The organism is Streptococcus australis (assembly GCF_003943615.1).
Classification (GTDB): domain Bacteria; phylum Bacillota; class Bacilli; order Lactobacillales; family Streptococcaceae; genus Streptococcus; species Streptococcus australis_C.
Genome location: NZ_RJPZ01000002.1, coordinates 305,381 through 318,009 on the forward strand (window position 1 = coordinate 305,381; position 12,629 = coordinate 318,009).

The following is a 12,629-nucleotide window of genomic DNA, read 5'->3' on the forward strand; positions in this document are numbered from 1 at the left end:
AGAATAATTTCTGATTTCTTTTGAAATAAACTTATTTATTTACATTTTCCCATTTCCAGTTGTGTACTTCTGGGATATCATCACCGTGTTCACGAATGTAGGCATTATGGAAGGCAATTGTCTCATCCATTTGCGCTGCAAATTCACTTGCTGCTTCTCCAAGAGCTGCATTGGCTGCATCTTGTGCCAAGTGGAAACGATCCAATTCAGACATGACACGCATGTCGAATGGTGTTGTGATGTCTCCGTTTTCACGGTATCCATGCACACGCAAGTTGTGGTTGTGACGGTTGAAGAAGATGTCACGGATCATGCCTTCGTAACCGTGGAAGGCAAAGATGACTGGTTTATCAGTTGTGAAGACTTTGTCGAACTCTTCATCTGAAAGTCCACGCGCATCCACTGAAGGGTGACGCAATTTCAAGATATCTACAACGTTGACAAAGCGGATCTTCAATTCTGGGAATGCCTTGTGCAAGATTGTGATGGCTGCAAGAGCTTCTAAGTTCGGCTCTGTACCTGCAGCTGCAATGACAAGATCTGGCTCTTCATCTGCTGAAACAGTTGAAGCCCAATCGATCACTTTGTAGCCTTCACGTACCAATTCTTCAGCTTCAGCTGCTGAGTAGAATTGAGGACGTGGGTGTTTAGAAGTAACGACCAAATTGATCACATCTTCTGCCTTGAAGGCTTGGTCCATCACTGCAAGCAAGCTATTGGTATCCGCTGGCAAGTATTCACGGATGTATTCTGGAGTTTTCTCAGCCAAGTGAGTCAAGATACCTGGATCTTGGTGAGTGTATCCATTGTGGTCTTGTTGGAAGACAGTTGAAGTCGCAATCAAGTTCAAGGCTGGGTAGTTTTTACGCCATGTCGTGTGAGTCTTAGATTTACGCAACCATTTGAAGTGTTGAGTAATCATTGAGTCCACAACACGAAGGAATGATTCGTAAGAAGCGAAGAATCCATGACGACCTGTCAAGACATATCCTTCAAGCATTCCTTCTGCTTGGTGCTCTGACAATTGAGAGTCAATCACACGTCCAGCAGGGCTCAAAGCTTCATCATAGTCAGGTTTCATACGTCCTAACCATTGACGGCTTGTACGTGTAAAGACTTCTTGAAGACGGTTTGATTTGGTTTCATCTGGTCCAAAGATACGGAAGTTATCTGGGTTCGCATCCACAAGATCTGCTGCATACTTACCAAATTCGATCATATCTTGTGCCATGATCGCACCTGGTGTTTCAATCTTGAAGGCATGTTTCTTCCAATCAGCAGTGTTCATTGGCTTGATCACACCTGCGTTTGTGATTGGGTTCATGGCCATACGACGGTCACCTTTTGGTGCGATTTCAGCAATCTCAGGAAGTAATTTACCAGTTTCGTCAAACAACTCAGCTGGACGGTATGATTCCAACCATGAAAGAAGGGCATCTACATGCTCCATGTGGTGAGCATCTACTGGGATTGGAACTTGGTGGGCACGGAATCCACCTTCGATTGGTGTTCCTTCCCAAGCTTTTGGTCCAGTCCAGCCTTTAGGAATACGAGCAATCAAGACAGGATATACTGGTTGAGTAGCTTCTTCTGCAGATCCTTTGCGCGCTTCTGCTTGAACTTTCTTGATTTCTTCAATTGCTTCATCCAATTTTTCTGCAAACAGAGCATGAGCTGCTGCATGGTCGTCAGAAATAGCTGTTACGTCAGCAAAGATTGGTTTCCAACCAAGACCTTCAAAGAAGAGGGCCAATTCTTCGTCTGTTTTACGTTCGAAGATTGTTGGGTTGTGGATCTTCCCACCGTTGAGGTAGAAGATTGGAAGAACAGCACCATCGTTGACTGGGTTCAAGAAGGTATTGGCTAACCATCCAGCCATCAATGGACCAGTTTCCCCTTCACCATCACCGATAACAGTTGCAGCAATCACATCTGGATTATCCAAAACAGCTCCAGCTGCGTGTGACAAGGCATAACCAAGTTCTCCACCTTCGTGGATAGATCCTGGAGTTTCAGGCGCCGCGTGAGATGCAATCCCTCCTGGGAATGAGAAGATTTTACATAGGTGTTTGAAACCTTCTTCATTTTGTGGGATATTTGGATTCAATTCGGTGTAAGAACCATCTAAGTAAGAGTTGGACACCATAACTTGTCCACCATGACCTGGTCCTTCAATGTAGAACATATCCAAGTCATACTTGTTGATTGCACGGTTCAAGTGTGCGTAGATAAAGTTTTGTCCTGGAACAGTTCCCCAGTGTCCGATTGGGTGAGCTTTCAAGTCATTCTCTACTACTTCACGTTTCAAAAGTGGGTTGTCTTTCAAGTACATTTGAGCAGCTGAAATGTAGTTCGCTGCACGCCACCAAGCATCCACTTTATCCAAGTAAGCTTTGCTGTTAAAATCAACAGTCATATTGTCTCCTCTCAAATTCTAGCTATGATTCTGATGAATTAGAATCCAGTGCAAGTATTTAGGTTATAAACATTCTGTCTCACTAAATAAAAACAGAACGAGCGCGAACCAAATTTAATTCAATTCTTTTCTATTCTATCAATAATTTATCTATTTGTATATAGAAAAAAATAAAAAAAATATAGTTTTTTATAAAAAGTTGCAAATTTCTTCTAAAATCAAACCATTTTCCCATCTACTTACAGATAACTTTGGGGGTAAACTGCCTAAAATTCCTTAGGGAATCAGCTAGTTATAAATCTCCTTGTCATCTAAAATTTTTCATGATATACTTCAGATATCAAACTAAAGGAGATCGTTATGTTGAAGGAAAAACGCAATAAAGGATTTGTTTCAGGTCTAGTACTTGCCCTTTTCTTCCTAGTATTCGCAGGTTTAGTATTTTCATTATGGATGCGTCACCAAAATCCTGCCACTAGCTTTGCGAAGGCAGAAAAGTCTGGGGACCCTGTAACGATGCTGATCTATGATATTACCCCAGAACCTGTCGGAACTGTGGGCAAAAGACATGTACTCTATATTGTCCAATACGATAACCAAAATGATGGTAAATATGCAGGGATCGAAGCAAAAAAAGACGATGCTACTATCAAAGCGATTGTCGATAAAGCTCAAAAAGGAGAACTGCAGTCTGATCCTTATCAACTAAAAGGAACACAATTAGCTCCTTTGGCAAAGGATAGCAAAAATACATCTCGTAACGGTCGCATTGTTGGCTACAGTGAGTACATTCATTCCCTCCTTGACCCTACTTCTATCGTATCACTCAATATGACGACTAGCTATTACTTGAGCCTTACGGAATATAACAAAGACTCCTTATTCCTCTTACTAGGTTCAGTTGCTTTAGCTGGCCTTGCCATTACAATGGTTGTAGCTAGCTTCTCCGTTCGGAAACGGACCATTGCTTCCTATCAGGAACTCCACCAAAACTATCCCGAACTCCAAGGAGATCTTAGCCGTTTGGCTGACGAGGCCAGTTACTACAATCAAGATTTAAAAGTTATCTTATACAAAAATCATTTGATCACCTATTTCAGAGGAACACAAACGATCGATTTGCGAGATGTGCAACAACTATACTTACATGTAACTCACGTTCGTCAATCCGGCATAGCCCGCTCTATCTTCCAATTGTGCTACACCCGCAAGGACAAACCAAAGAAAAAGTACCGTTTAGCAATTAAAAATAAGAAGAACGCAGAAGAGCAACTCTACACTCTCTTTGCACAGGTATCTGAGCGATTTCCAGATGTCAAGGTTGGGATTTAAAACTTCCCATCCCCCCTTTTGAATTACTTTTCTAAGCACTAAAATCCCCTCATCAACTCATTCTGATGAGGAGATTTTTCTTTTTAGGCCGCATTTAAGAGGATTAAATCACTTTCTTACCATTCTTATAGACATCTGTCACCAGATTCGTCGCAAAGAAATAGAAGAGATAATCTAGATTTGGTGCGTCGTAAATCGTGATATCAGCCTGTTTTCCGACATCGAAAGAGCCAATCGTTTTGGCACGATCTACTGAATAAGCCGCATTAATGGTCACGGCATTGAGAATTTCCACTGGAGTCAAGCGCATCATGAAGCAACCTAGATGCATAGCAAACTGAAGATTGGCTGTCGGACAAGAGCCTGGATTGCTGTCAGTCGTTAGCGTAATGGCCATACCAGCGTCCAACATCTTACGAGCCGGTGCATAGGTATCTTCCATCAGACTGAAGGTTGTTGCCGGCAAAAGATTTCCGATGACTTTAGCGGCTGCTAGTTTCTGAATGCCTTCATCGGTAATGACCATCAAGTGTTCTGCACTGGTGGATTCCAATTCAGCTGCTACATCTACGCCACCGATGGACTCAATTTCATCTGCATGAATCCGTAACTTGAAGCCCATTTCCTTGGCTTTCGACAGAAGATAGCGAGATTCATCCGCTGTAAAGACACCTTTTTCACAGAAGATGTCACAGAATTCAGCTAGATTGCCTTCTTTCACCTTCGGAAGCATTTGCTCAACGATGAGATCTAAATACTCTTGAGAACGGCCCTTATACTCTGTCGGGATCGCATGAGCTGCCATAAAGGTCGAAACCAGATCAATTTCATGGTCACGGTCCAAGGCTGCAACCACATCTAATTGGCGTTTTTCCGTTTCCCAATCCAAACCATAGCCACTCTTAGCTTCAACGGTGGTCACTCCATGACGCAACATATAGTCCAACAATCGTTTGGACTTGTTATAAAGATTGTCAAAAGATGCTTCACGAGTTGCCCGAACAGTGCTCAGAATTCCACCGCCTTGAGCGAGGATGTCTAAGTAGGAAACACCCGCTAGCTTTTTCGCAAATTCATGCTCACGACTACCTCCGTAGACCAGGTGGGTATGGCAGTCGATCAAACCAGGAGTCGCAACTTTCCCTTCACAAGATTTTACTTCCGTATGGTCATCGATCAGTTCTGGATCGGGTTGACCTGTCCCAACTGCGAGGATTTTTCCATCCTTAATAGCAATATAAGCATCGGAAAGGATTTGCGCTTCTGCCATCTCTTTTCCATAGAGAGGATGGCCTAAATCATTTGGACAAAACAACTGGTTAAAGTGGGTTAAGATTACATCAGCAGACATATGAAAACATTCCTTTCTATTTCCATTGTTATTCATTTTACAATTCTAAAGAAAAAGCGTCAAAAAAAAGTCAAAAAGTTTCTCCCTCATTTTTTTTTGCTTTATTAAAAATTAAATTTATTTTTGACTCTTTATTGACGTTTCTTGGATACAATAAAGAAAATATAAATTCATAGTCTACACATAAGGAGGTTCCTACTATGTCATTTATAGACGATAAAGAAATTGCAGCTGCTATGTCTGTCAAACTTGACTTTGATGTCCTACCTGAAAAGGCAACTTTTCAAGAAGGCATCCGTCGTGCACCTGATAGAGGCTTCCGCTTAACGCAAGCTCAGACTGAGATTGCTCTTAAGAACGCTCTGCGTTACATCCCTAAAAAATTCCACCAAGAATTGATCCCAGAATTTCTGGAAGAACTAAAAACTCGCGGTCGGATTTATGGCTATCGCTTCCGTCCAAAAGATCGGATCTATGGAAAACCAATTGATGAGTACAAAGGAAAATGCACTGCTGCTAAGGCTATGCAGGTCATGATTGACAACAACTTGAGCTTTGAAATTGCCCTTTATCCATATGAATTGGTCACTTACGGAGAAACAGGTTCTGTCTGTGCTAACTGGATGCAATACAACTTGATCAAGAAATACTTAGAAGTGATGACAGAAGACCAAACCTTGGTGGTTGAATCTGGTCACCCTCTCGGCCTCTTCAAGTCTAAACCAGAAGCTCCTCGCGTCATCATTACCAACGGTCTCTTGATCGGTGAGTATGACAATATGCGCGACTGGGAAATCGCTGAAGAGATGGGCGTTACCAACTACGGTCAAATGACGGCTGGTGGTTGGATGTACATTGGTCCTCAAGGAATCGTCCATGGTACCTTCAACACCCTTCTCAACGCTGGACGTCTTAAACTCGGTGTGCCTGATGATGGCGACTTAACTGGTAAACTCTTCATCTCGTCTGGTCTTGGTGGGATGAGTGGAGCTCAAGGGAAAGCAGCTGAAATTGCAAAAGCTGTTGCCATCGTTGCAGAAGTAGACCGCTCTCGGATCGAAACCCGTCACTCTCAAGGCTGGATTAGCCAAGTGACCGACAGTGCCGAAGAAGCTGTGAAATTGGCTCAAGCAGCACTGGAAGCTGGTGAATCAACTTCTATTGCCTACCATGGTAATATCGTAGACTTACTCGAATATGTCAACGAACACCAAGTCCATGTTCACCTCTTGTCTGACCAAACCTCTTGCCACAACGTCTATGATGGTGGCTATTGCCCAGTTGGGATCAGCTTTGAAGAACGGACACGTTTGTTGGCAGAAGACAAAGAAACCTTCCATCGCTTGGTCGATGAAACCTTGGCTCGTCACTTTGCAGTGATTAAAGCTTTGACGGCTAAAGGTACCTACTTCTTCGACTACGGTAATGCCTTTATGAAATCTGTTTACGACTCTGGCATCAAGGAAATTTCTAAGAATGGTCTCGATGACAAGGACGGCTTCATTTGGCCATCTTATGTAGAAGATATCATGGGACCTATGCTCTTTGACTATGGTTATGGTCCATTCCGTTGGGTCTGCCTAAGCGGTAAACACGAAGACTTGATTGCAACTGACCACGCTGCTATGGAAGCGATCGATCCAACTCGTCGCTACCAAGACCGCGATAACTACAACTGGATTCGCGATGCTGAAAAGAACCAATTAGTCGTTGGTACACAGGCTCGTATCCTCTATCAAGATTGTATGGGACGTGTCAATATCGCTTTGAAATTTAATGAACTCATTCGCCAAGGCAAGATTGGACCGGTCATGATTGGACGTGACCACCATGACGTATCTGGTACAGATGCTCCATTCCGTGAAACCTCCAATATCAAAGATGGTTCAAACGTTACTTGCGATATGGCGGTTCAATGTTACGCCGGTAACGCCGCTCGTGGTATGAGTCTCGTGGCTCTCCACAATGGTGGTGGTACTGGTATCGGTAAGGCCATCAACGGAGGATTTGGTCTCGTTCTAGACGGTAGCCACCGGATCGACGAAATCATCAAATCTGCGATTGCATGGGATACCATGGGTGGGGTTGCTCGTCGGAACTGGGCAAGAAATAACCATGCGATTGAAACAGCCATCGAATACAACCGTCTCCATGCAGGAACAGACCACATCACCATTCCGTATCTGGCAGATGAAGATTTGGTCAAAGATGCGGTTCAAAAATTGTTTTAACATCAAAAAATAAAAATTGAGAAAGGGGAGGAAATACAAAGACTCCTCCTCCCCAACTTCTCCTATAAAAAGAGGTAATCATATGGCAAAAATTGTTGAGTGTATTCCAAACTTCTCTGAAGGACGCAATCAGGCTGTAATCGACGGATTAGTCGCTACTGCAAAAAGCATTCCAGGTGTTACATTATTAGACTACTCGTCTGATGCTAGCCACAACCGCAGCGTCTTTACACTCGTTGGGGATGAAGAAACCATTCAAGAAGCGGCTTTCCAATTGGTAAAATACGCATCTGAAAACATTGATATGACCAAGCACGAAGGCGAACACCCTCGGATGGGAGCAACAGACGTTTGTCCATTCGTTCCAGTCAAAGATATCACAACAGATGAATGTGTCGAAATCGCTAATAAAGTGGCGGAACGCATCAATCGTGAATTGGGTATTCCAATCTTCCTCTATGAAGATGCCGCAACTCGTCCAGAACGCACCAACCTCGCTAAAGTTCGTAAAGGCCAATTCGAAGGAATGCCAGAAAAATTGTTGGAAGAAGATTGGAAGCCTGACTACGGTGAACGCAAAATCCACCCAACAGCAGGGGTTACGGCTGTCGGTGTCCGTATGCCGCTCGTTGCCTTTAATGTCAACCTTGACACAGATGATCTAGAAATTGCCAATAACATTTCTAAAATCATTCGCGGATCAAGCGGTGGATACAAATACTGTAAAGCAATTGGTGTTATGCTAGAAGATCGCAACATCGCTCAGGTCTCAATCAACATGGTCAACTTGGAAAAATTCCCATTGTATCGCGTCGTTGAAACCGTTCGTTTCGAAGCACAACGCTACGGGGTTCGAATCATCGGAACAGAACTCATTGGACTTGCTCCAGCTAAGGCTTTGATCGACTCTGCTGAATACTACTTGCAATTAGAAGACTTTGACTACAGCAAACAAGTCTTGGAAAATCACTTGTTGGGTTAGAAAGGGAGTTCTATGAAACTAGTTGACTTAAGTATTACAGAGTTTGCCAAGGTTCTTGGTTCAGATGCCCCAGCTCCAGGTGGTGGTTCTGCTGCTGCCCTATCTGCTGCAAATGGGATTTCCCTTACAAAAATGGTCTGCGAACTGACCATTGGTAAGAAAAAATACGCTGAATTTGAAGACCACATCAAAGGGGTTCACGAAAAAAGTGCCCACCTCCAAGATCAATTACTAGAAGCTATTGACAAGGATACAGAAGCTTTCAACGTCGTATCAGCTGTCTTTGATCTTCCAAAAGAAACCGAAGAAGAGAAAGCTGCTCGTCGCGAAGCCATGCAAAAAGCTTTGAAACATGCGACTGTTTCTCCTTTCTCTATGATGGAACTCATCGTTGAGGCTCTTGAAACCACCAAAGAAGCTGTTGGTAAGTCCAATACCAATGCAGCGAGCGACTTAGGAGTGGCTGCTCTCAATCTCAAGGCCGGCCTTCAAGGTGCTTGGCTCAATGTCCTCATCAACATTTCAGGAATCAAGGACCAAGACTTCGTCCAAGAATACCACGGCAAGGGACTCGAACTTCTCCAAACAGGCTCTGACCTTGCAGATAGCATTTACCAAAGCATTTTAGAAAGCCTATCTTGAGCCTACCAATCAACTTTATAACTTTAATACCTACAAAGAAAGAAGGGATTCTATGGTTTTATCGGATATTGAAATTGCCAATTCTGTCCAAATGAAGCCCATCACGGAAATCGCTGCTGAACTTGGGTTAACCGAAGAAGATATCTCACTTTACGGAAAGTACAAGGCAAAAATCGATAGCAATCAACTGAAACAACTCAAGGATAAGGAAGATGGGAAGCTGATCCTCGTGACAGCTATCTCTCCTACTCCTGCTGGAGAAGGAAAGACAACCACCTCTGTTGGTCTAGTAGATGCCCTCTCTGCTATCGGTGAAAAAGCCGTCATTGCCCTCCGCGAACCTTCTCTTGGCCCTGTCTTTGGGATCAAAGGTGGTGCTGCCGGTGGTGGTTACGCCCAAGTGGTCCCTATGGAAGACATCAACCTTCACTTTACAGGTGACTTCCATGCCATTGGGATTGCCAACAACCTGCTTGCAGCCTTGATTGACAATCATATTCACCACGGCAATGAGTTGGGCATCGATTCTCGTCGGATCACCTGGAAACGAGTGGTCGACATGAACGACCGTCAACTCCGCCATATTGTCGATGGCCTTCAAGGAAAAACAAATGGAGTGCCTCGTGAAGATGGCTTCGACATCACGGTGGCGTCTGAAATCATGGCTATTCTCTGTCTCTCAGAAAATATCCTTGACTTAAAAGAACGCCTCGACCGCATCATTATCGGTTACAACTACCAAGGACAACCGGTCACAGCTAAAGACCTCAAAGCTGGGGGTGCTATGGCTGCTGTCCTCAAAGATGCCATTCATCCGAACTTGGTACAAACGTTAGAACATACTCCTGCTATCATCCACGGCGGTCCATTTGCCAATATCGCTCACGGCTGTAACAGTGTGCTGGCTACTAAACTAGCCCTCAAATATGCAGACTATGTCGTTACAGAAGCTGGCTTCGGAGCAGACTTAGGTGCTGAAAAATTCATCAACATCAAGTGTCGCATGGCAGGACTCAAACCTTCTGCCGTTGTCCTCGTCGCAACCATCCGTGCCCTCAAGATGCATGGTGGAGTAGCCAAAGCAGACTTAGCTACAGAAAATGTCCAAGCCGTTATCGATGGTCTTCCAAACCTCGACAAACATTTGGCCAACATCCAAGAAGTCTACGGCCTACCTGTAGTGGTTGCCATTAACAAATTCCCTCTGGATACAGAAGCGGAACTTGAAGCTGTCTATGAATCTTGTAAGAAACGCAATGTAGATGTTGTCATTTCGGATGTCTGGGCAAATGGTGGAGCTGGTGGTCGCGACTTGGCTGAAAAAGTCATTCAACTGGCTCAAGAAGAAAACCACTTCTCTTATGTCTATGACGAAGAAGACAGCATTGAAACGAAATTGACCAAGATTGTCACAAAAGTTTATGGTGGAAAGGGCATCAGCCTAACACCAGCAGCCAAACGCGAACTAAAAGAATTAGAAGCACTTGGTTTCTCAAACCTCCCAATCTGTATGGCCAAAACACAATATTCCTTCTCCGATGATGCCAAGAGGATCGGAGCACCGACAGATTTCACTGTCAAAATCAGTAACCTTAAGGTAGCTGCAGGGGCTGGCTTTATCGTAGCTCTCACCGGAACGATTATGACTATGCCTGGCCTACCAAAAGTTCCAGCCAGTGAAAAGATTGATATCGATGCCCAAGGCAATATTACTGGTCTCTTTTAAGAAAGAGGACGTCCTATGGTGACTATCCTTCATCTCACCCCCGCAGATTATCAGATTTCTACTTGGTCTGGTGGCCAAACCACCCAACTCTTCCTCTCTCCAAAAGAGGGAAGTTATCCAGATCGGAACTTTGACTTTCGCCTCTCTACTGCAACGGTGGAGGTTAAAAAAAGTGATTTTACCGATCTCACTGGCTTCCACCGAATCTTAATGCCTTTGACTTCATCGATTACACTCACCCATCAACACAAAGAAGTGATCTTGAATCCATTTCAAAGCTACTTCTTTGACGGGGGAGACCCTGTATCTAGCCAAGGGACCTGCCAAGATTTTAATCTGATCTACAAACCTTCCTATCAGGGGCATATGAGTGCTATATCCCCAAATGAAAGTGTCACGAGTCAGAGTCGCTATCAATTGATTTATGCTCTCTGTCCACTAACACTTGAATGGAAAAAGGGACAACTTTACTCCCTCCAAACTCACGAGCTCCTGTTTATCGAACAAGCATCTCCTCTTCAAGAGATGACAATCACGTTTTCACCCCTTCAGTCCGGGGAGCAACCGATTGCTATCTGGACTGCGCTAAGATAATGTTTAAAAGGAGAGACATTATGAACGGAGCACATAAACAGTCGATTGAGGAACAAGAAAAAGCGAAATTCAGCTTTAGCGGCGCCACTCTATACGGTATCAATGCTGTGATCGGGTCTGGTATCTTCCTCTTACCTCAAAAAATTTATGCCGGTTTAGGACCAGCTTCTCTAGCTGTCATGTTCGGGGTAGCCGTTCTCGTCATGCTATTATCAGCCTGTCTGGCTGAAACGGCTGGCTACTTCGACAAAAACGGTGGAGCCATGCAATACTCAAAAGCAGCTTTCGGAGACTTCGTCGGCTTTAACGTCGGGATTCTAGGATGGGCCGTTACTGTCATTGCTTGGGCCGCTATGTTGGCCGGTTTTGCTAAGATCTTCATCATCACTTTCCCAGCATTCGAAGGCTATAACCTACCGATTAGTATCGTTATGTTGGTTCTCTTGAGTATTATGAACATTGCCGGTCTGAAAACATCTAAGATGTTCACTCTGACAGCTACTGTTGCAAAATTAATTCCGATTGTCCTCTTCTCTCTCTTCGCTATCTTCTTCATTTCAGGTGGCGTAAGCAAGGGCAACTTCACACCTTTCCTTCAATTGGAAAGTGGATCAAATCTCTTTAGTGCTATTTCGAGTACCGCCGTTTACATCTTCTACGGATTTATCGGATTCGAAACCATGTCCATCGTTGCAGGGGAAATGCGCAACCCTGAAAAGAACGTTCCCCGCGCTATCTTGGGATCCATCAGTATCGTATCTGTCCTCTACATGTTGATCATCGCAGGAACAATCGCTATGCTGGGTGGACGTATCATGGAAACCGGTGCACCTGTTCAAGACGCATTTGTTGAAATGATTGGCCCTATCGGAGCTCCTCTTGTTTCTTATGGTGCCCTCATTTCAATTGCCGGTCTCAACATCGGTGAATCTATCATGGTTCCTCGTTTCGGTGCTGCCCTAGCAGATGAAAAACTCTTGCCCGCAGATCTTGGAAAAACAAACTCTAAGAATGCTCCAGTCATTGCCATTATCATTTCCGGTGCCTTTGCGTTCTTACTCTTGTTATCTGGCTCTTTCGAATCATTAGCAACTTTCAGTGTTGTCTTCCGTTTCTTCCAATATATTCCAACTGCTTTGGCTGCTATCAAACTTAGAAAAATGTACCCAGACAAAAAGGTTACCTTCCGAGTGCCATTTGGTCCTGTTATCCCAATTTTAGCTGTTGTCATCAGTATCTTGATGATTGCAGGGGACAATCTAATGAACTTTGCATGGGGAGCTATCGGTCTAGTGATCGCTAGTGGACTCTATTTCGTTTTCCACGGTGATAAACTACCTAAGAAATAAAACAGT

Annotated in this window: 9 protein-coding genes; 7 read left to right on the plus strand and 2 right to left on the minus strand. The window is 44.0% G+C overall.

Features of this window, described 5'->3' with window-relative positions; genetic code table 11:
• Positions 1–31: 31 nt before the first annotated feature.
• Entirely contained in the window at positions 32–2,416 is a 2,385-nt protein-coding gene (locus D8785_RS03405; protein WP_125374490.1) for a phosphoketolase family protein, read from the minus strand.
• Between the two features lie 360 nt (positions 2,417–2,776).
• On the opposite strand from D8785_RS03405, the gene D8785_RS03410 reads away from it, so the two are divergent.
• Complete coding sequence (locus tag D8785_RS03410; protein ID WP_125374491.1) at positions 2,777–3,748, plus strand: hypothetical protein; 972 nt, start codon at positions 2,777–2,779, stop codon at positions 3,746–3,748.
• A 103-nt stretch (positions 3,749–3,851) separates the two neighbouring features.
• Here D8785_RS03410 and hutI read toward each other — a convergent pair whose 3' ends face one another.
• Positions 3,852–5,099 carry an imidazolonepropionase gene (gene hutI / locus D8785_RS03415; protein WP_125374492.1) on the minus strand — a complete coding sequence of 416 codons (1,248 nt, stop codon included), beginning with the start codon at positions 5,097–5,099 and terminating at the stop codon, positions 3,852–3,854.
• Positions 5,100–5,299: 200 nt separating this feature from the next.
• Between hutI and D8785_RS03420 the strand changes: the two genes are divergently transcribed.
• The 6 genes from D8785_RS03420 (at position 5,300) to D8785_RS03445 (ending at position 12,623) form a co-directional block, all read left to right on the plus strand.
• On the plus strand, positions 5,300–7,330 hold the full coding sequence (locus tag D8785_RS03420) for a urocanate hydratase (RefSeq protein ID WP_048716395.1): 2,031 nt from the start codon (positions 5,300–5,302) through the stop codon (positions 7,328–7,330).
• A gap of 82 nt (positions 7,331–7,412) precedes the next feature.
• Positions 7,413–8,312 carry a glutamate formimidoyltransferase gene (ftcD, locus tag D8785_RS03425; RefSeq protein ID WP_006595667.1) on the plus strand — a complete coding sequence of 300 codons (900 nt, stop codon included), beginning with the start codon at positions 7,413–7,415 and terminating at the stop codon, positions 8,310–8,312.
• Positions 8,313–8,324: 12 nt separating this feature from the next.
• Complete coding sequence (locus tag D8785_RS03430; protein WP_125374493.1) at positions 8,325–8,954, plus strand: cyclodeaminase/cyclohydrolase family protein; 630 nt, start codon at positions 8,325–8,327, stop codon at positions 8,952–8,954.
• 52 nt (positions 8,955–9,006) lie between these two features.
• The gene (locus tag D8785_RS03435) at positions 9,007–10,680 is read left to right on the plus strand and encodes a formate--tetrahydrofolate ligase (protein ID WP_125374494.1); all 1,674 of its coding nucleotides are present in this window, start codon (positions 9,007–9,009) and stop codon (positions 10,678–10,680) included.
• 15 nt (positions 10,681–10,695) lie between these two features.
• Complete coding sequence (locus D8785_RS03440) at positions 10,696–11,274, plus strand: HutD family protein (protein ID WP_125374495.1); 579 nt, start codon at positions 10,696–10,698, stop codon at positions 11,272–11,274.
• A 20-nt stretch (positions 11,275–11,294) separates the two neighbouring features.
• A complete protein-coding gene (locus tag D8785_RS03445) occupies positions 11,295–12,623 on the plus strand; it encodes an APC family permease (protein WP_125374496.1) in 1,329 nt (442 codons plus the stop codon).
• Positions 12,624–12,629 lie beyond the last annotated feature (6 nt).